The sequence below is a fragment of the Pseudoflavonifractor phocaeensis genome (genome assembly GCF_016901955.1).
Taxonomy (GTDB): Bacteria; Bacillota; Clostridia; order Oscillospirales; family Oscillospiraceae; genus Flavonifractor; species Flavonifractor phocaeensis_A.
The window spans coordinates 11,942-36,422 of sequence record NZ_JACJLC010000013.1 but is presented as its reverse complement, the minus strand read 5'-3'; the positions used below and the strand labels follow the sequence as shown (position 1 = coordinate 36,422).

Sequence of the window (24,481 nt, the reverse complement as noted above, 5' to 3'; positions counted from 1 at the left end):
GGGCCGGCGGGCGATTGATACTCGCCCCTACAAAACTCAGGGACCGTTTTCGTTCTCTTTGTAGCGGCGGCTATCAGCCGCCCGTCCCTTCGTCCCTCCGTAGCGGTCTGGGTTCGTCAGTGAGGCCCAGCAGATAATCAGCGGAAACATTATAGTGGATACAAATCAGAGCGAGACGGGCCAGTGTAGTTGCCCCTCTCCCATTCTCCATTTCACCGACCTGGTTGGGCTTTACGCCTAATATTTCCGCAAGTTGCTTTTGGGTTTCCCCTGCCTGACCACGCACCTTCCGCAGACGCAACCCAAATAATTCATTATGATACATGGCCGCCCCCTTGATATACCCAATAAAACCGTGTATATTGAATACACGATTTTATTGGGGTGATATTATGAACGCATTACTTTCTGACCTGTCTTCCCTGGCCCAGGAACAATTTCCCATTGTGCCCGACGCCGAGGCTCACGCCCGCCAGCGGCTGCTGGCCCGGCACCTGGACACCGTCCGGGCCGGGCTGGGGGAGGAATTCATGGACAAGCTGTGGGAGACCCTGGTGGAGCAGGGTCAGGCGGACCAGGAGGCCGCTTTTCTCCGGGGCCTGCGGCTGGGCCTGGCCCTCCACCGCCTGTAATTGTTCGGGCCCGCCGGACGGCCGCCATATATGGCGGCCCTACAGGAAATCTGCGTCCCATTCGTAGGGCCGGCATATATGCCGGCCGCTCCTGCCGGGCGTGCTTGCCGCCTGTAGGGGCCGATGCCCTCATCGGCCCGCCACGTCCAGGGTATCCAAAATCTCCAGGGCCCGTTTACTCAGCTCGGCGTTCTTGTTCCGCTTGCCCTTGACCCGGTAGCCCAGGGGCGGGATGATGCCGAAGTTCACGTTCATGGGCTGGAAATCGGCGACGCTCTCGTTGCTGACATAGAGGGCCAGGGCGCCGGTGGCGGTCTCCCGGGGGAAATCCACCGGGGGCTTGCCCTCCAGCCGCCGGGCCAGCTCCACCGCCGCCAGGAAGCCGGAGGCGGTGGACTCCACATAGCCCTCCACCCCGGTGATCTGCCCGGCAAAGCAGATCCGGGGCTCCTTTTTCACCCGGTAATACCGGTCCAGCAGCCGGGGGGAATCCAGGTAGGTGTTGCGGTGCATCACCCCGTACCGGACGAACTCGGCGTTTTTCAGGGCGGGGATCATGGAGAACACCCGCTTCTGCTCCGGCCACTTCAGGTGGGTCTGGAAGCCCACCAGGTTGTAGATGGTGCCGTCGGCGTTGTCCCGCCGCAGCTGCACCACCGCGAAGGGCTCCTTCCCGGTTTTGGGGTCCTTCAGGCCCCGGGGCTTCAGCGGCCCATAGCACAGGGTCTGCTTCCCCCGGCGGGCCATCACCTCCACCGGCATACAGCCCTCGAACACATTTTTGTCCTCAAACCCGTGGACCTCCGCCTCCTGGGCGGCACACAGCTGGGTCCAGAAGGCGTCATACTCCTCCTCGGTCATGGGGCAATTGATATAGTCCGGAGTGCCCTTGTCATATCGGGAGGCGAAAAAGGCGCTGTCCATGTCCACGCTCTCGAAGGTGACCAGGGGGGCGGCGGCGTCAAAGAAGTTCAGGTAGTGGCTCTCGGGGAAGAAGTCACGAATTGCCTCCGCCAGCGGGTCGGAGGTCAGGGGCCCCGAGGCCACGATCACGTTCCCCTCCGCCGGGAGGGCGGTGACCTCCTCCTCCACCACGGTGATGAGGGGATGGCTGCGGATTTTCTCGGTAATAGCCTGGGCGAAGCCGTGACGGTCCACCGCCAGGGCGCCCCCCGCCTCCACCCGGTGGGCATCGGCGCAGGCGAGGATGAGGGAGCCCATCCGCCGCAGCTCCTCCTTCAGCAGCCCCACCGCGTTTTCCAGCTGGTCGGAGCGCAGGGAGTTGGAGCACACCAGCTCCCCGAACCAGGGGGTGTGGTGGGCGGGGGTCATTTTTTCCGGCTTCATTTCCTTCAGGCGCACGGGGATGCCCCTGCGGGCCAGCTGCCAGGCGGCCTCGCTGCCCGCCAGCCCCGCCCCGATGACGGTAACAGGTTCCATGGGTTCTCCTTTGTATGATATCAGTGGGGCCGACGTGGGCAAGCCCCTACGATTCCGCGTTCTTCTTGGTGGTGGTTTTCTTTGCGGCGGGCTTTTTGGCCGCCGTTGTCTTTTTCGTCGCGGGCTTTTTGGCCGTCGCCTTCTTGGAGGGGGGCTTCTTCTCCTCCTCGGGCGGAGTCCCCTCCGCCGGGGTCTCGGCAGTGGTCTTTTTCTTATAGCCCCGCTGGTCCTCCGGCAGGAAGTTGGGGCACTCCGGGTTGATGCAGAAGGGCTTCTTGAAGCCCCGGCCCGACTTCTTGAACAGGGTGTGACCGCACTCGGGACAGGTCTCCTTTACCGGCACGTCCCAGGTCATGAAGTCGCAGCGACGGGCCTCGTCCTTGTTGGAGTTGTGCTCACAGCCGTAATAGGCGTACCCCCGCTTGGAGGTCTTTTTCAGGATCTTGCCCCCGCACTTGGGGCATTTGCCCGGCATCTCGATGACGATGGGCTGGGTATGGTCGCACTCCGGCCAGCCGGGGCAGGCCAGAAACCGGCCAAACCGGCCCGATTTGTATACCAGGTTCCGGCCACACTTGGGGCAGATCACGTCGGAAACCTCGTCGGGCACCTTGATCCGCTCCCCGTCCAGGTCGGCCTCGGCCTGCTTCATCTCTTTCTCAAAGCCGCCGTAGAACTGGCCCAGCAGACTCTTCCAGTCCACCTTGCCGGTCTCCACCTGGTCCAGCTGCTCCTCCATGTTGGCGGTAAAGGCGGTGTCCACGATGTCGGTAAATTTGTCCTTCATCAGACCGGTGACCACCTCCCCCAGGGGGGTTGGGCGGAGGTTCTTTCCCTCCTTCACCACATACTCCCGGTCCAGAATGGTGGAGATGGTGGGGGCGTAGGTGGAAGGGCGACCAATCCCCTTCTCCTCCAGGGCCTTGATGAGGGTGGCCTCGGTATACCGGCTGGGGGGCTGGGTAAAGTGCTGGTCGGGCTTCAGGCCCTTCAGCTCCAGGGGCTCCCCTTCCCTCAGGTCGGGCAGGGGGGACTGGAAGGTCTCGTCCTCCTCGTCCTTGCCCTCCACATATACGGCAGTATAGCCGGAGAATTTCAGAGAGGAATGGGTGGCCCGGAAGGTATACCCGGCGGAGGCCACCTCAATGGACACGCTGTCGTAGATGGCAGAGGCCATCTGGCAGGCTAAAAACCGGCTCCAGATCAGCTTGTACAGCTTGAACTGCTCGGTGGTCAGGGACTTTTTCACATCCTCCGGGGTAAGGTGGACGTTGGAGGGCCGGATGGCCTCGTGGGCGTCCTGAGCCCCCGACTTGGTCTTGTACACCCTGGGCTTGCCGGGATAGTATTCCGCCCCATACCGGGAGAGAATGAAGTCCCGGGCGGCGGCAGTGGCCTCGTCGGACAGGCGGAGGGAGTCGGTACGCATGTAGGTAATGAGACCCACGGTGCCCTCCCCCTCGATGTCCACGCCCTCGTAGAGCTGCTGGGCGATGGACATGGTACGCCGGGGCGTCATGTTCAGCTTGCGGCTGGCCTCCTGCTGGAGGGTGGAGGTGATAAAGGGAGGCGCCGGGTTGCGCTGCTTGTCCTGTCGCTTCACTCCGGTAACTGAAAAGGGGGCGGCCTGGACTGCCTTGGCCACAGCGTCAACCTCTTCCTGGCTGTTCAGCTCCATCTTTTTTTCTCTGCCGTAGAAATTGGCCTTGAACTGTCCCAGATTAGGGGCGACGCGGGCCAGGTCGGCCTCCAGGGACCAGTACTCCTGGGGGACGAAGGCCTTGATGTCGGCCTCCCGCTCACACACCAGCCGGGTGGCCACCGACTGTACCCGTCCGGCGGACAGGCCCCGGCGGATCTTCTTCCACAGCAGGGGGGAGATCTGGTAGCCCACGATACGGTCCAGCACCCGACGGGCCTGCTGGGCATTCACCAGATCCATGTCAATGGCTCGGGGATGGGCGATGGAGTCGTTGACCACCTTCTTGGTGATCTCGTTGAAGGTGACCCGGTAGGTCTTGTCGTCGGGGATACCCAGCATCTCCTTCAGATGCCAGGAGATGGCCTCCCCCTCCCGGTCCGGGTCGGTGGCCAGAAAGACTTTATCGCTCTTTTTGGCCGCCTTCTTCAGGTCGTCAATGACCTCTTCCTTGCCCTTGATAGGTTGATAATCCACCGTAAAGTCGTGGTCCACGTCCACGCCCAGCTTGCTCTTGGGCAGATCCCGGACATGGCCCATGGAGGCCTTCACCTCATAGCCAGGGCCCAGATATTTGCCGATGGTCTTGGCCTTGGCCGGAGACTCCACGATGACCAGATTCGATTTTGCCACAGTTTGACGCTCCTTTATCCTTGTTCCTCAAAACGGACGGCGGCGGCAAAGCGCCGGCCGGGTAATTCCTTCAAATAGCCCATGGTCTGCATGAGGGTGAGGGCGGTGTTCACCCGTCGGGCGGGGATCTCAGTCTCCCCCACCAGATCGTCGGCGGTGCGGGCCTTCTCCGCCAGCAGCAGGAAGATCTCCCGCTGTTCCTCCCCCATCTGATCCAACTGGGTCCGGGGCAAAACAGGCAGTCCCTCTTCCTTTGCCCGGGGTTCAGGCTCCGGGGGCGGGGTGGGCGCGGCCTCCAGCCGCTGGTCCGCCTCCTCCTGGGTCACCAGGTTGGGATGCCGCAGTTTATGGCTGAACCGGCTCTCATATTCCCACAAAATGTCCCAGGCGCTGTTGACCAGTCTGGCCTCGCCCCGGCTGATGAGCCAGTTGGTACCGGCGCTCATGGGCGCGTCGATGGGGCCCGGAACGGCGTAAACCTCCCGGCTCTGGTCCAGGGCGGCGTGGGCCGTGATAAGAGCCCCGCTGCGTTCCCCGGCCTCTACCACCAGCGTCCCCAAACTCAGGCCGCTGAGAATCCGGTTGCGGAGTGGGAACCGCCAGCCGTCAGGCCGGGTGCCCGGCGGGTTCTCCGACAGAATGGTTCCCCGGGCGGCCACATCCTGGTACAACCAGTCGTTTTGCCTGGGGTAGATCACATCCACACCCCCGGCCAGCACCGAAACCGGAGCGCCTCCGCCCTGGAGCGCCCCCTTCAAGGCCGCGGCGTCAATACCCTGCGCCAGGCCGGACACCACCAGGGCTCCCGCCCGGGCCAAACCAAAGCCAAAACGACCGGCCATTTTCACCCCGTAGGGGGAGCATGCCCTGGAGCCCACCACAGCGATGGCCGCTTCCTCGTCAAACCGAACAGGCCGGCCTCTGCCATAGAGCACCAGAGGATAGTCCTCCAGCTGGAGCAGCCGCTCGGGGTAGGTGCCGTCCCGGCAGGTCAGCAGAAACAGGCCCAGCCGGTCGCACCGCTCCAGGATCCGCTCCGCCCGCTCCAGAGACTTGTCCCGGAGGGCGGACACCGCCTTTTCCGGCAGGGAAAAGGCCGTCAACTCCTCTCCCTCCGCGTAGTAGACCCGCTCGGCTGTCCCGAAATAGCGCAGCAGCGCCACCTGGCTCCGGGGAGGGAGCCCCGGGCAGGTGGACAGCCACAGCAGATATTGGATCTCCGCCACAGCAGGCCCCTCCTTTCTATCCGGTTACCGCCAGCCCTCCCACATCACGATGGAAGCCGCCACAGCGGCATTGAGAGACTCGCAACGCGCCCGCATGGGGATCTTCAGGGTTGATTTACAGGCGCTCAGCACCGGGGCGGACACACCCCGGCCCTCGCTGCCGATGACCACCGCCGCCCGGTGGAGACAGGCCTGCCTCAGATCGGTCGTGTCCGCCCGGAGGGCGGTGGCATACAAGGGAAGCCCCGCCCTGTCCAGCAGGCGCACCAGGGTGCGCAGCTCCATCTCCCACACCGGTAGACGGAAACAAGCCCCCATGGTGGCCCGCACGGTCTTGGGGGCAAAGGGCTCGGCGCAGCCGGGCAGCAGGACCAGCCCCTCTGCCCCGAATGCGTCGGCGGTACGCCACACGGTGCCTACGTTTCCTGGGTCCTGCACCCCGTCCAGCACCAGATAACGGCCGGAGGCCAGTTCCTCCGGCGGAGCCAGCTCCGGGGTCCGGCAGATGGCAATCATCCCCTGAGGCGTCTCCACTGTGGAAACCGATTTGAGCACATCGGCAGGGACCTCCACCAGTCGTACGCGCTCTGACAGGTGGACAGGGGGCTCTGTTCCCTCCGCCACCACCAGCGTCTCCAGCTCAGCCCCCCATTTCAGGGCCTCCTCCACCAGCTTGGTTCCCTCACACAGAAAGGTTCCTTCCACCCGTCTGGTCTTTTTATCCGTTCCCAGCTTCCGCAGACGGGCGATCAGCGGATTCTGGCGGCTAGTAATCCGTTCCATAATCACAGATCCTGGAGGTGGTTCACATCCTCAGTGCGGCCCAGGGCCACCACTGTGTCTCCCGCCTCCATCACCGTATTGGGGCCGGGGGTGACGTCGAAGTCCTCCTCACCCTTTTTGCGGACGGCAATGATGTTTACCTTATACTTGACCCGAATATTGAGCTGGGCCAGGCTCTTGCCCAGCCACTCCCGGGGAACGGTAGTCTCCACGATACCCACATCGTCGCTGAGCTCGATAAAGTTGAGCACGTTGGAGCTGGACAGGCCCTGAGCCAGCTTAACTCCCATCTCATACTCGGGGAATACCACCCGGTCGGCCCCAATCTTCTGCAGCACCTTCCGGTGGACGTGACTCTGGGCCTTGCAGATGACCTGGCGCACACCCAGCTCCTTCAGGTTGAGGGTGACCAGGGCGGAGGTGCCCACATCCACCCCCACCGCCACTACGGCGCAGTCGTAGTTGCGCACCCCCAGCGCCCGCAGCACAGCGGGGTCCCGGGCGTCGCCGGTGACAGCGTGGGTAACCTGATCGGCCACCTTCATCACATTTTCTTCCGAATCGTCCAGCGCGAGCACCTCATGACCAAGCGAGCTGAGCTCGGTAGCCACGGCGCTGCCAAACCGGCCAAGGCCGATGACGACAAAGGTTTTCAATACAGACACGTCCTTCCAGTGGATTACTCACCCGATCATGATATTTATATCGGGGTACTTGATCTTTGCCTGAGCCTTGCTCCTGGTCATCACAGCAATGGAGAAGGAGAGTACGCCCACCCGGCCAGTGTACATTAGCAGGATAATCAGGCTCTGGGAAAAGGTGCTCAAAGTGGGAGTAATACCAGTAGTAAGTCCCACGGTGCCCATGGCGGAAGCCACCTCAAAGGCGCAATCCAGGTAGGGCAGATTCTCCACCGTGGAGATCACCATGGACCCCACCAGGAAGAGGAAGAGCATCACCAGGGCCAGGGTCATGGCGTTGAGCACCCGGCGGTAGGGAATGGTGCGGCCCCGGAAGGTAACCTGCTCCCGGCCCGCCAGGCCGGAGCGGAGGGCCAGCAGCAGCACCGCCACCGTGGCGGTCTTGAGGCCGCCGGCGGTGGAGCCGGAGGAGCCGCCGATGAGCATGAGGATGGAGGAAAATGCCTTGCTGGTGTCGGTAAGCCCCCCCTGGCCGATGGCGTCAAACCCGGCGGTGCGGAGCGTCACCGACTGGAAAAAGGCATTGATTACCTTTTCCCCCACAGGCATGGCCCCCAGGGTGGCCGGATTGGCCCACTCCTCCGTCAGGAAAAAGAGGGCGCCCCCCAGAATGAGGGTCCCGGTGACGATGAGCACCATCTTACTGTACACCGACAGGCGGCGCCAGCTCCGCTTGGCCAGAATATCCTCCCACACGAAGAACCCCAGACCGCCGATGGCGATGAGGGCGGCGGTGGTGCCCAGCACCAGGGGGTCGTCCTGGACCCCCATCAGGCTGGAGAAGGCGCCGTATTTGCCCCCCAGCAGGTCGAACCCCCCGTTGCAGAAGGCGGAGACGGCGTGGAAGATGCCCCTCCAGATCCCTCCCAGCCAGCCGAAACGGGGCACAAAAGCGATGGAGAGCAGCACCGCCCCCACCCCTTCCATCAGGAAGGTGCCCATCAGGGCGTGGCGCACCAGCCGCACCACCCCGTCCAGGTCGTTGAGGTTGAAGGTGGACACCATGATGAGCCGCTCGGACAGGCCGATGCGGCGGCGCAGGGCAAAGGAGATGAGGGTGATCACCGTCATAAAGCCCAGCCCTCCCAGCTGGAGCATGGCCAAAATCACCAGCTGCCCGAACAGCGACCACTGCACCCAGGTATCCGCCAAAATCAGGCCGGTAACGCAGGTGGAGGAGGTGGCGGTAAACAAGGCGGTAAAAAATCCGGCGCTCTGTCCGTCCCGGGAGGCGACGGGCAGGGTAAGCAGCAGCGCCCCAATGAGGATGATGGCGGCAAAGGAGCCCGCCACAATCCGGGTGGGGTTGAGACTCCGGTTGCGGACAAAGGCGTCCCGCAGCCAGAGGGCGCATTTCTTGATCACAGTTCTATCCTCCTGGAGGGTAGGATGGGCAATACCGCCCCAATTTTACGCAGAAAAGCATATCGAAGGAAATTATTTCCTCCGGTATGCCCTTTTTATCCCCGCGCAAACAGAGGGTACATACAGCCTCACATCTTCCCCCGTGGAATCATACAAAGACAACTATAGCATACCCGGGGTGGATATTCAAGTCAACGATTTTTTATCCAGCAGTCCATATTTTCATACCTTATAGATAAAAAGGCGCAGCAATGCCAGGGATTGGGACTGCAAAATCCACAGCCTACAGGGCCCGGATCTCCACATAGGCGGAGGTGGTGGCGTCCAGCACCGCCATGTAACCGCAACGGAAGGCCATCCAGTCCCCCACGCTCACCTGTCCGGCGCAGTCCTCCACATCTATAATCATGTGGTCGGAGCTGGCCCCGATGAGCTGGGCCCCGGGCAGCAGCGGGGTGAGAGCCCCCCAGGCCACATCCTGCTTGCCGGCGGCCACGATGGCCCTCAGCCGCACCCCCCGGTCGGGATACTCCGGCGTGTCCCCCTTGCCGTCCCGGCCCAGCTCCCCGATGGGCACCGAGGGCTTCCGGCGCAGCTCCACCACCTGAGCCTTGAAGAGAAAGGCGTCCTGGTGATAGCCCTCCAGAAACCGGTTGCCGGTGGTATCCTCCCCGTAGAGCACCGCCTCCCCCGCCCGGAGCTGGTTCACCCCGGCGGGCATCATCCCGTCCTCCAGCAGCTTGAGGGCGCAGGTGCCTCCCGCCGACACCACCGAAATGGAAAAGCCATAGGCGGCATTGAGGTAGTCCCGCAGTTCCACCAGCACGGCGGTGTTTTCCACCGAGGGGAGCACGCTGCCGTAGCAGCCCACATTGGTACCGATGCCCACCAGCTCCACCCCGGCGCAGGCCTTGATCTGGGGGGCAATCTCGTCCAGCTGTTTCCGGCCAAATACCCCCTCCCGCAGATCCCCCACATCCACCATCAGCAGGATGGGGTGGACCTTCCCCTGGCGGAGGGCGGCCTCTGACACCGCCCGGATCACCTCGATCTGACTCTGGACGCTCCAGTCCGCCCACCGCACCACGTCCTCCGCCTCCGCTATGGCGGGGACGCGGATGAGCAGATAGCGCAGGCCGGGGATGGCCTGCTTGGCGGCCCGGATGTTTTTCAGCCGGCTGTCCGCGAAGGATTCAATCCCTCCCGCCCGGGCCGCCGCGATAACCTGGGGCAGGGCGGAGAAGCCCTTGGTGGCAAAGGTGAGCTCCACCCCGTGGGCTTTACAGAAGGCGTGGAGTTTTCTGGCGTTTTCCGTCACTTTTCGGGTGTGGATCTCCAGGATGGGGGCGTACATGGCGGCTCCTCCCTTTCGACTTGATACCTTCATCATACCTGCTCCACGGCGCTCTGGCAAGAAATTTTCGCTATCCTATTGACAAGCAAGTCTCTCTGTGTTATTACTGTATATGTCAAGTATATACAGTATGGCAGCAAGAAGGTGTTCCATGGATATCATCATCAGCAATTCCGGCGGCGTGCCCATTTACGACCAGATCACCCGGCAGATGAAAGGCCTCATCCTCCGGGGGGAGCTGCGGGAGGGAGAGGCCCTACCCTCCATGCGGCTGCTGGCCAGGGAGCTGCGCATTTCGGTCATCACCACCAAGCGGGCCTATGAGGAGCTGGAGCGGGACGGATTCATCACCACCGTGCCGGGGAAGGGGTGCTTTGTGGCCCCCCGGAACCTGGAGCTGGTGCGGGAGGACACCCTCCGCCGGGCGGAGGAGCATCTGTCCCAGGCGGTGGACATCGCCAAGACCGGCGGGATCACCCTGGCCGAGCTCACCGAAACCTTAAACCTTCTGTATGGGGAGGATTCAGAATGAATGACGCATTGAACGTATCTCATCTCACCAAGGACTACGGCTCTTTCAAGCTGGACGACGTATCCTTCTCCGTGCCCGGGGGCACCATCATGGGCCTCATCGGGGAAAACGGGGCGGGCAAGTCCACCACCATCAAGTGCATCCTCAACCTGGTCCGCCGGGACGGCGGGGAGATCACGGTATTCGGCCGGGACAACCTGACAGACGAGCGGGCAGTAAAAGGAGAGATCGGGGTAGTGCTGGATGAGTCCTTATTCCACGACGCCCTCACTCCCACCCAGATCGGAACCATGCTGTCCAGGGTTTACCCTCACTGGGACAGGGGGTGTTACGGCGGTTACCTGAAAAAATTTGAGCTGCCGGAGAAAAAACCGCTGAAAACCTTCTCCCGGGGCATGAAAATGAAGCTGGCCCTGGCCGCTGCCTTTGGCGCAAAGCCCCGGCTGCTCATTCTGGACGAGGCCACCTCCGGCCTGGATCCGGTGGTGCGGGACGAAATTTTGGACGAGTTCCTGGAGTTTATTCAGGATGAGGACCACGCTGTTCTTATCTCCAGCCACATCACCAGCGACCTGGAAAAGGCAGCCGACTACATTACCTACCTCCACAAGGGGAAGGTAGCCCTCACCGGAGCCAAGGATGAACTGCTGGACACCTACGGCAAGCTGGTGTGCAGCCGTTCCGATCTGGAGGAGGTGGACCGGTCCCTGCTGGTAGGGAGCCGGGTGGGTCAGTTCGGGTGCGAGGCTCTGGTCAAGGACCGTCACGCCTTTGCCCGCCGCTACCCCAGCCTGACTGTGGACCCCGTCGCCCTGGAAGATATCATGGTCTTTACCGGAAAGGGGGATCACCAATGATCGGTCTTATTTATAAGGATATCATGGCATTGAAAAAGCAGCTCTCCATTCTGATCGTGTTTATTTTCGTCTATGGCGGACTTTGTCTGGTGGGGGCCTTTGACTTCTCTATCCTGGGGGCCCTCATTGCCGTGTTCGGCCTCACCGTACCCGTGTCCTCGGTGACCCTGGATGAGGCCGCCCGGTGGGACCGGTACGCTGCGGCCACTCCCGCAGGCCGCCGGGGGGTAGTAGCGGGAAAGTATCTCTTTACCCTGCTGATCATCTTCCTTGGCTGCGCGGTAGCCCTGGGGCTGATGGTAATACTCTCCCTGGTAGGACTCACCAAAGCCCTTCCGCTGGATCTGGTCTGGACCGCGCTGGCCTGTGCCGGCCTCACCCTGGCCATAGACGCTGTCATTCTCCCCTTCCTGCTGAAATATGGAGCGGAAAAGGCCCGAATCATCAGCATGATTACCTTTGTCCTCATCTTCGGCGGGGCGGTGCTTTTTACCGGCCTGGCTAAGGACGGCATTCCCCTGCCTCAGCCCCCCGCCTGGCTGCTGACCGTCTCTCCCGTGCTCTTTGGCCTGGTGTGCATCGGTGGCTTTGTAATCTCCTATTTTATCTCCCAGGGCATTTACGCAAAAAAAGAATTTTAAAAAATCGCCCCGGAGCGCGGCTCCGGGGCGATTTTTTTACTGGATGTGCACGTGGTTGTGGATGTGCTCCGAGCAGTAGCAGTAGTAGCCGTTGCACTTGGAACAGTACCGGAACTCCTCATCCGGGTAGTCGGTGTCGGTCTTACCGCAGACGGCGCACTTGTGAATATATCCTTTCGTCTGCTGGGCATGCTTAGTGGCCTGCTTGAAGTTCACCGTCTGGCGGGAGGCGCGGTGGGCGGTCTGCCGCTTCACCCTGCCCAGACTGGCCATCAGATCATCCCAGAAGAAGATCAGATAGTTGAGGATGGCCACGATAGGGGCCGCCACTCCAACCAGAGCGTACATACCCAAAGTAGGGATCTTGGTCAGGCTGAGAATGATATCAAAGGCAAAGAGGGCCGCGTCCGCCCAGGCCAGCCACTTGACCTTGATGGGAATCACAAAAAACAGCAGCACCTGCATCTCCCCGTACAGGGTAGCGAAGGAGAAGAAGAGGGACAGGTTCACATAGTACATGGTTGCGGTGTTGAACGGGGTGGGGAACACAAAGTAGACCAAAAAGCCCGCCAGAATGTTGAGCACCAGCCCCACCAGATAGAACACCGTGAACTTTGTGGTTCCCCAGTGCTTCTCCAGCACCGAGCCGATCCAGTAGTAGAAGTAGAGGGAAATCGCCAGGAAAAGCAGGTTGCTGGTCTCCGGCACAAAGATAAAGGTCACCAACCGCCATACCTCCCCCCGCAGGATAAAATAGGGGGCAAAACACAGCAGATTGGACATGGAATAGCTCTGGCTGAACTGATCCAGCAGCCACACCAGGGCGGTACCGATGACCACAATGAGCATCAGATTGGGAATACCGAACCGGGGATGCTTGTAGCAGAGCCGGTCCAGCCAGCGTTGGATCACACTCAAATTCAATTACCTCCCAGGGGGCGAAACCTCCGCCCCAGCCTCAGTGTGCCCCAGTGTAGCAGGGTAGACGGGAAAATTCCCAAACAATTTGTAAACTTTTCCCCATTATTTCAGGATCTTGCGGATCATATCCTTCATGCCGGGGGTGAGCATCCTGCCCGCCGCCCGCTTGTACAGGGGAGGCGGGGTGAGGAACTTCTGCTCCACCTTCTCAAAGGGCATAGCGGCAAAGGACGCAAAGAAGGCAGCCCGCTTGGGATTATGGTTCAGCGGGTGATGGAGCCGGGGATTGCCCGCCACCGCCTCAGCCACAGGCCGCTCCACCTGGCTGAACTGGTCCGCCAGAGCGTCAAAGGCCACCTGGCCCTTGGCGCTGTTCACCAGCACCAGGGAGATCCCCTGCTCCCGCTGAGTGGGAAGCTTCAGTTTGGGGTCCAGGCCCCAGAAATCCCCCATGGTCAGATCCGCCGGGCGGCTGGTGGAAGTATAGCGGCACTTGGAGCAGGCCGGTCGAAGAAAGAGCTGCATCCCAAAGCCCCGGCCATAGGGGCTGCTGTTCAGGGGCTGGCTAAAGGTGGCCCCATCGGCAAAGCGCACCGTCATCTGAGAGTGAGTCCAGCCGCCGGCCTTGTCCCGGAACCGGACCCCAGTGACCGGAGCCCCGTGGTTGAGTCCCAGATTGTGAAGCCAGGCCTTCAGCACGGCGGGAGAGGGGACGCCGTTGCACACCATGTCGCAGGTGAGCAGGTTGTCATAGTCCTTCCCCAGATATTGCAGCAGGCCGTCCACCTGGCAGGCCAGGCCGGTAAACAGGACGGGGACTTCCTCCTCCAGCAGAGCCTTCACCTGGGGGAACACACCGGTCAGGTCGCTCTGGACATACTTGGACCCCCGCATGGCGGCCAGCTCCTCCCGGCTGCGGGCACAGACATGGCGGACGGTCATAGTGTCGTCAAAGGCGGCGCCAAACACCGCGCCTCCCCGATCCAGCACCTGCCCGGCCAGCAGGGTGAAGAATCCGCCGGAGGTGCTCTCCTGCCGGATGGCGGCGTCCAGATTCCACAGGGCGTGGGCACAGCTGGGAGCGGGACCCCTGAGGGACTCCTTCAAAGCAGGACACACCTGCTCACACCTGCGGCAGAGAATGCAGCTCTCCCCCACCACCGGTCGGAGGAAGCCCTCGTGGTCGGCCTCCATGGTGATAGCCCCCACAGGACAAACAGAGGCGCAGGCGGTGCAGCCGGTGCAATCCTCACTCTTGCACAGAACTGGCTTGCTGGCAACGGACTTTCCCACCTCCTCCGGAGTATCCTCCTGAACACTTCCCTCCAGGGCAGCCTTCAGGTAGGCAATGGAGTCGGCCCGGGCCTCCTCCAGCTTCCGGTACACCGCCTCGTAGTCCATCTCACGGTCGATGGGGGCGGTGGTGTCCAGGCCGATGATCCGATCGGCGCAGCCCAGCCGGGACAGCAGGCTGTAGATCCGGGAGAAGGTGGGCTCCCGCCGCTCCTTGGGAGACATGGAGGTAAAGAAATTCTTCTTGAATTGCAGGGAGAAGGCGGCGCCATGAAAGGAATTGGTAACCACAGCGGAAGCATCCCGGAACAGGGCCAGAAACTCCCGGGGCCCCGCGTCAAAGACCAGCTCCCGGGCCCCGTCGATCTTTCGCCGGGCCCCCGCCAGCTGGACGATGGGCCAGCCGGTGCGCTGGGACAGGGCCTGGGCATAGGGAGCCACCTCTCCGGGATCGGAGACGAAATAGCACAGGATATAGGGCTCCTGGAAGGCAGGGGGACTGGCCAGCTTGCCCCAGTCCTCCCCGTTGAGCAGCAGGGTGGGGTCCAGCACTACCTTGGCCTGGCGTCCGGTGGTCTGGGCCACCAGCATCTGCCCCCGTTTCTCCCGGACGGAGAGGGCGGAGTAGGGCTCCAGGTAGGCCTTCAGCTCCCGCCCCTTGTCCTCGGGCAGCTGGGGCACTCCCAGGCTGGGGGCATAGGCGATCCGCCGGCCCTCCTGGACAAAATCCAGCAGGAAGGCCGGATCAAACTGCTTATCCTCATAGATGAAGGGATTCCAGATCTGGTCGCTGCCCGACACATACACGTCGTAGGCCGGGGGCGCCTGCCGCAGCTGGTCGATGGAGATATATCGCCGGGGAGAGAGGTTCATTTCTTCCGTCACAAAGGCTTCGAACCGGTCAAACCTCCGCTTGAAGGCGGCGTAATGGAGGGCGGTATGGGCATCCGCCGCCATATCCCGGACGGCCAGATGCTTTTTGAACAGCTGGCTGGAGCGGGTGGTGTGGGGCAGGCGGTAGTCGATGATCTCACAGCTGTGACCCAGGCTTTCGATGGCCTTCATGGTAGCCAGGGCCTGGAGCTGAGCGCCGTAGTGGTGGGCAAAATGGAATGTAATGAGTCCGGTGCGCATAGGCTCACTCCTCGTATCTGGTAAAGGTAGCATTAAAGTATCAGTTTAGTATACCACACTCTCCCCCGGTTGTATATCGGCAGGGCGGTAATTTTGTTTCATATTCATCAAACTATACAGCATCCCATATTTGTCTATGGCGTGCCGGGGCTCCAGGCGGTATGATAGTCAAAATGTCATCGTATGCGGAAGGAGGAAGGCTCGCTATGGGCATACCGAACCTGCTCAAAGCCTTCGGCGTCTCCAAAGCCATGGACTATCTGGAGCGGGACCCGGACGCCAATCTGCCCAGGCTGATGGACTGGCTGGACAAGCATACCGGAGCCCAGCTCTCCCCGGCCTACCGGAATCTGTTTCACCGGGCCATGACTGATCCGGACAACAACTGGAATCAGCTCATCCGGAGCATGTATACCGACATCCACCCTCAGGTATTGAAAAAAATCTTTGAAAATTTCGTTATCCACGGCGGGCTGCTGGATTGGCCCGCCCGGGAGTCCAGCTCCACTCAGGGCGGGCAGAAGGCTCCCTGGTCTGTCATCTTTCCTCCCTCCTTTCCCTGCGCTATGAACTGTGACGGCTGCGGCGCTTCCATCTACGGGGTGCGTCCGTCCATGGAGTTTGACAGCCTGGATCAGGAGCTGGAAGTCAGGAGGGCCGGCGGCGGCCACCTCTTTATTTTCAGCGGCGGCGACCCGCTCTCTCTTCAGGAGAAGATCATTGCCCTGTGCAATAAATATACTGACTGCGTCTTTGCCGCCTTTACCCCTCCTCAGGCCATCACCCCCGCCCTGTGCGCCGACCTGCTGCGGGTGGGCAACCTCTTCCCCGCCATCCAGGTGGACGTGGACCCAGGGGACGCCGCCCGGGCCTCCACCCTGCTCCGCTCCCACAAGCTGCCCTTCGGGGTGGCCTGCCGGTGCACTGTGGAAAATGCCCACTGGGTAGCCACCGAGCCCTATTACCGGAAGGTTATCCAGGCGGGAGCCAAGTTCTGCTGGTTCTTTACCTGTCCCGCCTACGGCTCTCCCGCCGCCCCTACCCGGGAGCAGCTGCTTGACATCCATAACCGGATCAAGGCATTCCGCAAAACCATGCCCCTGCTTACTTTGGATTTCTGGGATGGGCCCAGTCCCTCGGCCGCTCCCCAAGGAGGTAACCTATGAGTATTGTAAAAGATCCTTCCCTGGCCCTCTCGGGCCGCCGCAAGATCAGCTGGGTGCGGGACTTCATGCCCGCCCTCAGCGGCATTGAAGCCCGCTTTGAGAAGGAACAGCCCTTTGCCGGGCTGCGGGTGGCGGTGTCCGTCCATCTGGAGGCCAAAACCGCAAACCTGGGCTATGTGCTCTCCAAAGGGGGCGCTCAGGTGCGGCTCACCGGCTCCAACCCCCTGTCCACCCAGGACGACGTGGCCGCCGGCCTGGCCGACCTGGGAGTGGAGACCTTCGGCATCCACGGCGCCTCCGCCGAGGAGTATGAGAGCCACCTGATCGAGACCCTGAAGTTCAAGCCCCACCTGGTGGTGGACGACGGCGGCGACCTCATCCATCTGCTGGGCGGCAAGTGCGCCGACCTGGGAGAGAACCTCATCGGCGGGTGCGAGGAGACCACCACCGGCATTCTCCGCCTGAAGGCCCGGGAGCGGGAGGGCATCCTGCCCTGCGCCATGATGGCGGTGAACGACGCCAAGGCCAAGCACTACTATGACAACAAGTACGGCACCGGCCAGAGCGTGTGGGACGCCATCATGCACACCTCCAACCTGGTAGTGGCGGGCAAGACGGTGGTGGTGGCCGGCTACGGCTGGTGCGGCAAGGGGGTCGCTATGCGGGCTTCCGGCATGGGCGCCAACGTCATCGTCACCGAGGTGGACCCCTTTAAGGCTCTCGACGCTACTATGAACGGCTTCCGGGTCATGCCCATGGATGAGGCCGCTAAATACGGCGATATCTTTGTCACCGTCACCGGCTGCAAGGACGTGATCGTCCCCCGGCACTTCGCGGTGATGAAGCACAACGCCATCCTCACCAACGCCGGCCACTTCGACTGCGAGGTGGACGTGAAGAGTCTGGCGGAAATGGCTGTACGCCGGGAACTCCGCCGGGACAACATCGAGGGCTTTACCCTGCCCGACGGGCGGGTGCTCAACGTCATCGGCGAGGGCCGTCTGGTGAACCTGGCCGCCGGCAACGGCCACCCCGCCGAGATTATGGACATGTCCTTCTCTGTCCAGGCCCTGGCCCTGGAATGGCTGGTGCGCCATAAAGACAGCCTGGAGAAAAAGGTCTACCAGGTGCCCGACGAGATCGACGATGAGATCGGCCGGGTGAAGCTGGCCGCCATGGGCCTGGCCATCGACAGGCTTACCCCCGACCAGGAGGCCTACCTGAACGGCTGGAAGGCCTGACAGAACAGCGCCGCGGGGCCTATACACTTTCGTCTATTTGTCTATTGAAATACTGGGAAAAAGCCAGTAAAATAGCCACAGTCAATTGAATATGCCTTATCGAGAGTGGTGGAGGGAACGGCCCGATGAAGCCCGGCAACCTGCGTTGGCAAGGTGCCAAATCCGGCGAGGAAATCGAAAGATGAGGATGGACGAGCCCAACGCGCTCCGCCGTCCGGCGGAGCGCGTTTTTGCTCCAGCTTAGAAAGGAAGGTATCATTATGGCAAACCGTCTGTTTACCTCGGAGTCCGTCACCGAGGGTCACCCCGACAAAGTGTGCGACCAGATCTCCGACGCTGTTCTGGACGATATCCTGGCCGCCGACCCCACCGCCCACGTGGCCTGCGAAACCTTTACCACCACCGGCATCGTCACCGTCATGGGTGAAATCACCACCAGCCATTACACTGACATCCCCGCCATCGTCCGCCGGACGGTGGAGCGCATCGGCTACACCGACCCCGCCTATGGCTTTGACTACCGCTCCTGCGCGGTGATGACCGCCATTGACGAGCAATCCCCCGATATCGCCATGGGGGTCAACCAGTCCTTTGAGCTCCAGGAGGGCGGCAGCGACGAGGCCGACCGCATTGGCGCCGGCGACCAGGGCATGATGTTCGGCTACGCCTGCGACGAGACCCCCGAGCTGATGCCCGCCCCCATCTCCCTGGCCCACAAGCTGTCCCGCCAGCTGGCCGACGTGCGCAAGGCCGGCAAGCTGAAGTGGCTCCGCCCCGACGGCAAGAGCCAGGTCACCGTGGAGTACGACGACGACGGCAAGGTGCTCTCCTGCCCCGCCATCGTGGTATCCACCCAGCACGACCCCGACATCGCCCTGAAGGATCTGCGGGAGGCCATTGTAGAGGAGATCATCAAGCCCATCATCCCCGCCCAGTACATCACCAAGGACACCAAGTTTTTCGTCAACCCCACCGGCCGCTTCGTGGTTGGAGGCCCCGTGGGCGACACCGGTCTCACCGGCCGCAAGATCATTGTAGATACCTACGGCGGCTCCGCCGCCCACGGCGGCGGCTGCTTCTCCGGCAAGGATCCCACCAAGGTGGACCGTTCCGCCGCCTACATGGCCCGGTACATCGCCAAAAACCTGGTGGCCGCCGGCCTGTGCCGCAAGTGCCAGATCGAGCTGGCCTACGCCATCGGCGTGGCCCATCCCGTGTCCGTGCTGGTGGACGCCTACGGCACCAGCGTGGTCAGCGAGGAGAAGCTGTCTCAGATCGTCAACCAGTGCTTTGATATGCGCCCCGCCAAGATCATTGAGAAGCTGGACCTCCGCCGCCCCATCTACGAGCAGACCGCCGCTTACGGTCACTTCGGCCGCACCGACATCGACCTGCCCTGGGAGCACACCGACATGGTGGACCAGCTGAAGAGCTGCCTGTAATCCCATCGCCCCATAAAAACTCCGCCCCGTATCAATCCGGGGCGGAGTTTTTGCTCTGTTACACTGTCTGGGTACCGCAATCGGGGCAGAACTTTCCACAAACCATTTTCCGGCAGGTGGGACAGAACCGGTCCCCGGCCTGTTGGGCCGCCTGGGGCATGGGGGTGCCGCACTGGGGACAGAACTTGGAGGCAATGGGGCTCTGGAAGCCGCAGGCGGCGCATGCCGGCCCGGCGGTCTGGGGCTCGGGCTCAGGCTGCCGCTGCTTCATGGACTCCATCATCTGGCTGGCCATCTGCATTCCCACCGCCATACCCATCGCGGAGGCGGCGTTGTTCCCAGCACCCCCGGGGACGTCCATGCTGTCAGCCATACTGATGGTGGTATACTTGTTCAGATCGCTGATAAAGGACTGGGCAGCCGCCTTCTCCGCCATTTTCTGGACCTCGGGAGGATAGCTGAAGGCCAGGATATTTACATCGGCCACCCCCAAGCCAAACTCGCTGAGCTCCTTGTCCAGCTCGGTCTGGATCGCCTTGCCCAGCCGGCGGCTGTTCTGCTGGAGGGCAATGAGGGCATTGAGACCCATCTGCCGCTCGCCCCCCAGGATGGCCTCTGCCACTACAGGGTTGAGCTCGCCCATGATCCGCTCGGACACGTCCTCCAGGGAGTAGGTCTCCCGCACTCCGGCCACCTGGTTGATAAAGGTTTGGTAATCCCGAAACTCCAGAACCAGGTTGCCGTTGCACCCCACCGGCACCCCGGTGGGCACCTCAGGGGTGGGGATCATGATACGCTGCCGGGTGCCCCAGGGAAGGGTGAGCTCCTTGGCGTTGACGAAGTAGACCTCCGCCCGCATCCCGCTGTCTCCCCGGAGAGAGAGCCAGCCTTTCAGCGTGGAAAAGAAGGGCACGATGTCGGTGTAGATATCAAAGTTGCCCGGGTTTTCAAAGACGGCCCCTACCACTCCGTCGGAGTAGAAGATAGCCTTCTGTCCCGGACGAAGGATCAACCGGGAACCCCGCTTGATCTCCTTGGCGGGCCATTTGTAAAAGAGTACGTCGTCCCGAAATTCTTCCCACTCAATGGTGTCTTTTCCCTGACCAAACCATGCCATGGATTATCCGTCCTTTCTGTTTACAAGGTCTCGTCCCAGGCCTGCCAGGGCAACTCCATCTGGCAGACCACAGCTTCTTCCGGCGGCACATCCCCCGCGGGGGCCGGGGCCACCGCACCGGAAAGCAGCATCACCGCCGTGATAAAGGCAGCAGCCGCCACCCCCACCGCGGCCAGGATCTTTGGAACACTGTAGGGCCGTTGCCCCCCGACCTTGCCGCTCTCGCCGTTGATGATATACATGTACTGCTTGCCGTTGTAGGCAAAGGCGGAGGTCCAGGCAGGGAGCAGCACATGCTTGTAGGTTAGCCGGTGGTAATGGCTCTCCACCCGATCCACCCGGGCCAGGTTGTAACCTCTGCCCAAGATATCCCCCTCGGCCTGGTTCTCCTGATCCGCCTGGATCTGGGCACGGGCGCTGTCCACCGCCTGGGTGGCCGGGATGGCATACCGCTCCGCCAGGAAACCGGAGAGATAGCTGGGGGAAAAGGGAGCTGTATTCTCCACCGTGTTATAGGGCAGCACCTTTTCCACCACCTGACTGGCGGCGTTCTGTGCGGCGCATATCTGGATATCGTCATAGCTTCCCTCTACCTGGCCGCTCACCGGGTGCCAGTGGACCTCCACGTGGCTTTTACCTTCTCCGTCATCCACATGGTGCTGGGTGCCCCCCGCCCCCCAGTAATAACTGGTGACCTGAGCGTCAAAAGTCCAGAAAGGGAGATATATCCCCTGGAGCTTGCCGGCCTGGTAGGCCTGTTTCAGCCTGTTGGGCGCAAACCACCGGCTTTTCACCCATTTTGAAAAATTCTGCTGGGCAGTCTCCCGGTCAATGCGGAAGGGCACCACCCCGTCTGGAGGGACGCCTGCCTCCTGCCGGCCCTCCAGCAGCTGGGTGGATCCGCACATAGGGCAGACCGTGGCGGTTGTGTGCTCGTCCACCGCAATCTGGGCCCCGCAGCCTCCGCAGACGATCATGGTCGTCTCTGGGAAGGAGACCCACTCCCCCTCCCGTCTGATATAGCCGTCAAAGTCGTGCTCCTCCACCCTGTCCACCGTGGTGCGGATCTCATAAGGCGTCCGGCAGGAGGCGCACTCCAGCCGTTGCCTGGCAATGTTCCACCTTATGGTACCGCCGCAGTTGGCGCAGATCTGGCGGTCTACCTGTTCTCTGTGTTGGGTATCCATGCAGCACCTCATTTCTGCCAGCCTGCTTTGATTGTACCGTAAAAAGCAAGCTGAGACAATGGTAATTCCCCATTTTTCTGCCATGGGCCCCTTCTCATACTTTAGGCTGATGTCAGACAAGGTAAGCTTTGCTATAATGTAACAAAAAAGCAATGCCGGCCCGTTCCCCGGTATTTCCCGCCCTGCAAACCGCGGTATGGACTGGAGGAGTTTATCAGTGGACACAAAGAATACGGCTGCAAAGCATCCCGCACCTGTATTTAATACAGTAAATCTCCATCAACCCCAGGCCGAAGCCCACAAATATGTGGAGGTGCTGACCAACCGACTTTGGACTCGGGTGGATCTGGATCGGCTGCTGTGGGTGGATATGCACCATAACGCCGTGCAACTTCACACAGACGCCGGTGTACTGCGTACATATATCCCCTTTGACACCTTTATGGAGGCTCTGGATGGCCAGACGCAATTTCTGTCCTGCTATAAGCGTTGCGTGGCCAACATGAATCGAATCTCCGCTGTGGAGAGCGACGGATTCCTGATGGACAACGGCGACCGGGTACCCATACGGAAAAAGGACAGCAGTCATATCAAGCAGGCCTATTTTCAATTCATTTGCGGTGGTAACACATAAAAAATGGACTCGCAAAATGCGAGTCCATTTTTTCATTCTTAACTTACATGAGGCGAACGGTGTAATACACCGCCTGGATGAGCAGCCAGGCCGCCAGTACTCCGTAAAGAACCATCAGGCCTTCCAGCACCACAGCCGCAACAACCACGGCGGCCACCAGGGCGCAGGTGACATACAACATAACATAGTTGGCGGACTTGGCAAGGATCTCCTGCTTCTTGCCCTTCAGGACCAGCGCACCGCCGTGGGTCTGCATGCTCCGGAACGCCACCACGGACACCAGCAACACCACCGCCAGCAACGCCAGATATCCATAGGCTATCACGGGATTTCCCGCCGCGCTGGCAGCCATGCGGACCCCAAGCAGACCCAGGGCGCTGAGGCATGCGGAGAAAAAGAACTCCCGCTGATAGAGGTAAAAAATCAGGGCCAGCACCGCCACGGTAGGCACCGCCACGGTCAGCAGGCTAATCCCCCTGTCATAAAACTTCCAGATGATCACGGTACACACCGTAAGCACAAAGGCGATGCCAGTCAACACAAAGGGCAGCAGATAGCCCTTGCCCCGCTTGTAGGCCACCAGAGCCCAAACCAGCAGAACCGCGAAAACAGCGGGCACAACATAGATCAGCACGTTGAACATGCTCTGGATCGCCACGGCGACCTCAATCCCATCTACCGTATAATTGACATAGAACTTATTCAGCAGAAGGAGCAGGACCTCTAACACCACCGCGCCCAGGATCCACCACAGTACTTTAGTCAGGATAATATCCTCTTCCCGGGCACGCTGCACTCTCTGTTCTTTCTTGTTCATGTATCCATCTCCTGTGACTGTGCGCCGGCTGCCGCAGGCGCTCCGAATCATCAATCTCATATAGTGTATCAGAACCCGGGGCATTTTGCAAGCCCCGATTCCTTTTCCCTTTTCAATTTGCGCAAACTATGCTAAAATATTGTTCGTTGGATGTGTTGGAATATGTGTTTTTACAACTGGAAAAGATGACATCCCGGATCGGAGTACCATATGAAGCGAATCCTCTCTGTATTCCTGTTTTTTATTCTTTTAACGGGCTGCGCCGCTCCCGCCGCCCAGACGGAGCCCTCCCAGGCCCAGTTTTTTTCTATGGATACGGTTATGACCGTCCGAGTATACGACGGCCCGGGGGAGGAGGCGGTCCAGGCCGCCCGGCAGGCGGTGGAAGAGCTGGACGGCCTGCTCTCCCGCACAGACGCGGACAGCCAGCTCTCGGCCCTCAACGCTCATGCCGGGGACGGTATCTCCGTGCCCCTGGACAGCCGGGTGACAGAGCTGCTCGCCTTTGCCAAGTCGGTGTCCCAGCTGCTCCCCGGAGATTTTGATGTCACCATCGCCCCGGTGATGGACGCCTGGGGCTTCACCACCGACCAACGACAGGTGCCCGATCCTCAGACCCTGGCTGGTGCCCTGTCTCTGGTGGACAGCGGCAAGCTGGAGGTAGACAAGGAAGCCTCCACCGCCCGGCTGGAGGCCGCCGGCATGGAGGTGGATCTGGGTGCGGTGGCCAAGGGCTACGCCGCCGGCCAGGCTGCCGCCGCCATCCGGGATGCCGGCTCCTCCTCCGCCCTGCTGGATCTGGGAGGCAACGTTACCGCCCTGGGCCGGAAGGAAGACGGCTCGGCCTGGCAAGTGGGGGTCAAAGATCCCCAGGACACCGCTCAGACCCTGTGCGTCCTCTCCATGGAGGATCAGACCGCCTCCACCTCCGGAGGATATGAGCGGTATTTTGAAGAGAATGGCATACAATATCACCATATCATCGATCCAAAAACCGGCTATCCCGCCGACTCCGGCCTGTTATCGGTAACAGTGGTATCTGAAAACCATATGTTGGCCGACGCTCTGTCCACTGCCCTCTTTGTGGCGGGGGAGGATGCCGCCCTGGAGTTCTGGCGAAGCCGGACGAACTTTGAGCTGGTGCTGTGTACCGCCGACAGCCGGGTGGTGGTCACCCAGGGGCTGGAGGAGGGTTTGCGCCCCACCGGCGAGGAACGGGGGTATACCTATGAGATCGCCCGCCGCTGACCGCCGCAGGCCCACCCTGTGGGACGGACTGACAGCTCTGCTGGTGGCCACCGCCGCTTTTCTGCTGCTGGCCGCCCTTCAATCGGAGCCCGGGGAAAGTCTCACCGCCGCCGTCACCCTGGATGGAGAGATCCTGGCGGAGTACCGGCTGGAGGAGATTACCCAACCGGTGACTTTGACCCTGGATGAGCTGTCTTACCCTCTTACCCTTCTGGTGGAGGGGGACGGAGTGTCCATCCTTCACAGCGACTGTCCCAGTCAGGACTGCGTCCACACAGGAAAAATCACCCAGGCGGGTCAACAGATCATCTGCCTGCCCAACAGGCTGATCGTCTCCCTTACCGGGACCCATGACTTAGACTTTGACGCTGTCACCGGCTGAGAAGTTCCCCTGCCTTATACCCATTTTAAGGAGGTG

General features: G+C 61.3%; 23 protein-coding genes and 1 riboswitch. Of the genes, 10 read left to right on the top strand and 13 right to left on the bottom strand.

Annotation, left to right across the window (positions count from 1 at the left end; all coding sequences use genetic code 11):
• Positions 1-73 precede the first annotated feature (73 nt).
• On the bottom strand, positions 74-325 hold the full coding sequence (locus tag H6B51_RS04795; protein WP_204882606.1) for a helix-turn-helix domain-containing protein: 252 nt from the start codon (positions 323-325) through the stop codon (positions 74-76).
• 67 nt (positions 326-392) lie between these two features.
• Between H6B51_RS04795 and H6B51_RS04790 the strand changes: the two genes are divergently transcribed.
• Positions 393-632 (top strand): hypothetical protein, encoded by a 240-nt coding sequence (locus tag H6B51_RS04790; RefSeq protein WP_204882605.1) that lies wholly within the window; start codon positions 393-395, stop codon positions 630-632.
• A 129-nt stretch (positions 633-761) separates the two neighbouring features.
• On the opposite strand, the gene trmFO is transcribed toward H6B51_RS04790, so the two are convergent.
• The 7 genes from trmFO to H6B51_RS04755 form a co-directional block, all read right to left on the bottom strand.
• A complete protein-coding gene (gene trmFO / locus H6B51_RS04785; protein ID WP_204882604.1) occupies positions 762-2,072 on the bottom strand; it encodes a methylenetetrahydrofolate--tRNA-(uracil(54)-C(5))-methyltransferase (FADH(2)-oxidizing) TrmFO in 1,311 nt (436 codons plus the stop codon).
• A gap of 46 nt (positions 2,073-2,118) precedes the next feature.
• Entirely contained in the window at positions 2,119-4,404 is a 2,286-nt protein-coding gene (gene topA / locus H6B51_RS04780; protein WP_204882603.1) for a type I DNA topoisomerase, read from the bottom strand.
• Positions 4,405-4,418: 14 nt separating this feature from the next.
• Entirely contained in the window at positions 4,419-5,630 is a 1,212-nt protein-coding gene (dprA, locus tag H6B51_RS04775; protein ID WP_204882602.1) for a DNA-processing protein DprA, read from the bottom strand.
• Positions 5,631-5,654: 24 nt separating this feature from the next.
• A complete protein-coding gene (locus H6B51_RS04770) occupies positions 5,655-6,413 on the bottom strand; it encodes a TrmH family RNA methyltransferase (protein WP_204882601.1) in 759 nt (252 codons plus the stop codon).
• A gap of 2 nt (positions 6,414-6,415) precedes the next feature.
• Entirely contained in the window at positions 6,416-7,069 is a 654-nt protein-coding gene (locus H6B51_RS04765; RefSeq protein ID WP_204882600.1) for a potassium channel family protein, read from the bottom strand.
• A gap of 27 nt (positions 7,070-7,096) precedes the next feature.
• Complete coding sequence (locus H6B51_RS04760; protein WP_204882599.1) at positions 7,097-8,479, bottom strand: TrkH family potassium uptake protein; 1,383 nt, start codon at positions 8,477-8,479, stop codon at positions 7,097-7,099.
• Between the two features lie 283 nt (positions 8,480-8,762).
• The gene (locus H6B51_RS04755) at positions 8,763-9,833 is read right to left on the bottom strand and encodes an alanine racemase (RefSeq protein ID WP_204882598.1); all 1,071 of its coding nucleotides are present in this window, start codon (positions 9,831-9,833) and stop codon (positions 8,763-8,765) included.
• Positions 9,834-9,984: 151 nt separating this feature from the next.
• Here H6B51_RS04755 and H6B51_RS04750 point away from each other — a divergent pair, with 151 nt between their 5' ends.
• From H6B51_RS04750 to H6B51_RS04740, 3 genes are read left to right on the top strand one after another with little or no spacing between them, the layout of a single operon-like run.
• Complete coding sequence (locus H6B51_RS04750) at positions 9,985-10,365, top strand: GntR family transcriptional regulator (RefSeq protein WP_204882597.1); 381 nt, start codon at positions 9,985-9,987, stop codon at positions 10,363-10,365.
• Positions 10,362-11,222 carry an ABC transporter ATP-binding protein gene (locus H6B51_RS04745; protein WP_204882596.1) on the top strand — a complete coding sequence of 287 codons (861 nt, stop codon included), beginning with the start codon at positions 10,362-10,364 and terminating at the stop codon, positions 11,220-11,222. The genes H6B51_RS04750 and H6B51_RS04745 overlap by 4 nt, the downstream gene beginning before the upstream one ends.
• A complete protein-coding gene (locus tag H6B51_RS04740) occupies positions 11,219-11,863 on the top strand; it encodes an ABC-2 transporter permease (RefSeq protein WP_204882595.1) in 645 nt (214 codons plus the stop codon). Before H6B51_RS04745 ends, H6B51_RS04740 begins: the two co-directional genes overlap by 4 nt.
• Before the next feature lie 36 nt (positions 11,864-11,899).
• Here H6B51_RS04740 and H6B51_RS04735 read toward each other — a convergent pair whose 3' ends face one another.
• Positions 11,900-12,775, bottom strand: coding sequence for a rhomboid family intramembrane serine protease (locus tag H6B51_RS04735; RefSeq protein WP_335342108.1), 876 nt, complete (start codon positions 12,773-12,775; stop codon positions 11,900-11,902).
• Between the two features lie 111 nt (positions 12,776-12,886).
• Positions 12,887-15,211: a polysaccharide pyruvyl transferase family protein gene (locus tag H6B51_RS04730; protein ID WP_204882594.1), complete on the bottom strand. Its 2,325-nt coding sequence runs from the start codon at positions 15,209-15,211 to the stop codon at positions 12,887-12,889.
• 206 nt (positions 15,212-15,417) lie between these two features.
• Here H6B51_RS04730 and H6B51_RS04725 point away from each other — a divergent pair, with 206 nt between their 5' ends.
• The 3 genes from H6B51_RS04725 (at position 15,418) to metK (ending at position 19,060) form a co-directional block, all read left to right on the top strand.
• Positions 15,418-16,377 carry a radical SAM family protein gene (locus tag H6B51_RS04725; RefSeq protein WP_204882593.1) on the top strand — a complete coding sequence of 320 codons (960 nt, stop codon included), beginning with the start codon at positions 15,418-15,420 and terminating at the stop codon, positions 16,375-16,377.
• Positions 16,374-17,618, top strand: coding sequence for an adenosylhomocysteinase (locus H6B51_RS04720; RefSeq protein WP_204882592.1), 1,245 nt, complete (start codon positions 16,374-16,376; stop codon positions 17,616-17,618). Before H6B51_RS04725 ends, H6B51_RS04720 begins: the two co-directional genes overlap by 4 nt.
• A 93-nt stretch (positions 17,619-17,711) precedes the next feature.
• Positions 17,712-17,806: riboswitch (SAM riboswitch) on the top strand.
• Between the two features lie 72 nt (positions 17,807-17,878).
• Positions 17,879-19,060: a methionine adenosyltransferase gene (gene metK, locus H6B51_RS04715; RefSeq protein WP_204882591.1), complete on the top strand. Its 1,182-nt coding sequence runs from the start codon at positions 17,879-17,881 to the stop codon at positions 19,058-19,060.
• Between the two features lie 58 nt (positions 19,061-19,118).
• On the opposite strand, the gene H6B51_RS04710 is transcribed toward metK, so the two are convergent.
• Together H6B51_RS04710 and H6B51_RS04705 are read right to left on the bottom strand one after the other, a co-directional pair.
• The gene (locus H6B51_RS04710) at positions 19,119-20,177 is read right to left on the bottom strand and encodes an SPFH domain-containing protein (RefSeq protein ID WP_204882590.1); all 1,059 of its coding nucleotides are present in this window, start codon (positions 20,175-20,177) and stop codon (positions 19,119-19,121) included.
• 20 nt (positions 20,178-20,197) lie between these two features.
• Positions 20,198-21,364 carry a TFIIB-type zinc ribbon-containing protein gene (locus H6B51_RS04705; RefSeq protein WP_204882589.1) on the bottom strand — a complete coding sequence of 389 codons (1,167 nt, stop codon included), beginning with the start codon at positions 21,362-21,364 and terminating at the stop codon, positions 20,198-20,200.
• Between the two features lie 217 nt (positions 21,365-21,581).
• Here H6B51_RS04705 and H6B51_RS18050 point away from each other — a divergent pair, with 217 nt between their 5' ends.
• Positions 21,582-21,998 carry a LytTR family transcriptional regulator DNA-binding domain-containing protein gene (locus H6B51_RS18050; protein WP_204882588.1) on the top strand — a complete coding sequence of 139 codons (417 nt, stop codon included), beginning with the start codon at positions 21,582-21,584 and terminating at the stop codon, positions 21,996-21,998.
• A 43-nt stretch (positions 21,999-22,041) separates the two neighbouring features.
• On the opposite strand, the gene H6B51_RS04695 is transcribed toward H6B51_RS18050, so the two are convergent.
• Positions 22,042-22,815 carry a hypothetical protein gene (locus tag H6B51_RS04695; protein ID WP_204882587.1) on the bottom strand — a complete coding sequence of 258 codons (774 nt, stop codon included), beginning with the start codon at positions 22,813-22,815 and terminating at the stop codon, positions 22,042-22,044.
• A 210-nt stretch (positions 22,816-23,025) separates the two neighbouring features.
• Between H6B51_RS04695 and H6B51_RS04690 the strand changes: the two genes are divergently transcribed.
• Both H6B51_RS04690 and H6B51_RS04685 read left to right on the top strand, forming a co-directional pair.
• Positions 23,026-24,063, top strand: a complete 1,038-nt coding sequence (locus tag H6B51_RS04690; protein WP_204882586.1) for an FAD:protein FMN transferase — start codon at positions 23,026-23,028, stop codon at positions 24,061-24,063.
• Entirely contained in the window at positions 24,044-24,445 is a 402-nt protein-coding gene (locus H6B51_RS04685) for a NusG domain II-containing protein (RefSeq protein ID WP_204882585.1), read from the top strand. The genes H6B51_RS04690 and H6B51_RS04685 overlap by 20 nt, the downstream gene beginning before the upstream one ends.
• Positions 24,446-24,481: the final 36 nt, after the last annotated feature.

What these genes read in the sequence shown, in the direction of transcription:
- H6B51_RS04720 (WP_204882592.1), top strand. Translation starts at nt 16,374, where the DNA reads ATGAGTATTGTAAAAGATCCTTCCCTGGCCCTCTCGGGCCGCCGCAAG.
- H6B51_RS04795 (WP_204882606.1), bottom strand. Translation starts at nt 325, where the DNA reads ATGTATCATAATGAATTATTTGGGTTGCGTCTGCGGAAGGTGCGTGGT.
- trmFO (WP_204882604.1), bottom strand. Translation starts at nt 2,072, where the DNA reads ATGGAACCTGTTACCGTCATCGGGGCGGGGCTGGCGGGCAGCGAGGCC.
- H6B51_RS04740 (WP_204882595.1), top strand. Translation starts at nt 11,219, where the DNA reads ATGATCGGTCTTATTTATAAGGATATCATGGCATTGAAAAAGCAGCTC.
- H6B51_RS04770 (WP_204882601.1), bottom strand. Translation starts at nt 6,413, where the DNA reads ATGGAACGGATTACTAGCCGCCAGAATCCGCTGATCGCCCGTCTGCGG.
- H6B51_RS04790 (WP_204882605.1), top strand. Translation starts at nt 393, where the DNA reads ATGAACGCATTACTTTCTGACCTGTCTTCCCTGGCCCAGGAACAATTT.
- metK (WP_204882591.1), top strand. Translation starts at nt 17,879, where the DNA reads ATGGCAAACCGTCTGTTTACCTCGGAGTCCGTCACCGAGGGTCACCCC.
- H6B51_RS04690 (WP_204882586.1), top strand. Translation starts at nt 23,026, where the DNA reads ATGAAGCGAATCCTCTCTGTATTCCTGTTTTTTATTCTTTTAACGGGC.
- H6B51_RS04695 (WP_204882587.1), bottom strand. Translation starts at nt 22,815, where the DNA reads ATGAACAAGAAAGAACAGAGAGTGCAGCGTGCCCGGGAAGAGGATATT.
- H6B51_RS04745 (WP_204882596.1), top strand. Translation starts at nt 10,362, where the DNA reads ATGAATGACGCATTGAACGTATCTCATCTCACCAAGGACTACGGCTCT.
- H6B51_RS04710 (WP_204882590.1), bottom strand. Translation starts at nt 20,177, where the DNA reads ATGGCATGGTTTGGTCAGGGAAAAGACACCATTGAGTGGGAAGAATTT.
- H6B51_RS04685 (WP_204882585.1), top strand. Translation starts at nt 24,044, where the DNA reads ATGAGATCGCCCGCCGCTGACCGCCGCAGGCCCACCCTGTGGGACGGA.
- H6B51_RS04755 (WP_204882598.1), bottom strand. Translation starts at nt 9,833, where the DNA reads ATGTACGCCCCCATCCTGGAGATCCACACCCGAAAAGTGACGGAAAAC.
- H6B51_RS04750 (WP_204882597.1), top strand. Translation starts at nt 9,985, where the DNA reads ATGGATATCATCATCAGCAATTCCGGCGGCGTGCCCATTTACGACCAG.
- H6B51_RS04705 (WP_204882589.1), bottom strand. Translation starts at nt 21,364, where the DNA reads ATGGATACCCAACACAGAGAACAGGTAGACCGCCAGATCTGCGCCAAC.
- H6B51_RS04730 (WP_204882594.1), bottom strand. Translation starts at nt 15,211, where the DNA reads ATGCGCACCGGACTCATTACATTCCATTTTGCCCACCACTACGGCGCT.
- H6B51_RS04725 (WP_204882593.1), top strand. Translation starts at nt 15,418, where the DNA reads ATGGGCATACCGAACCTGCTCAAAGCCTTCGGCGTCTCCAAAGCCATG.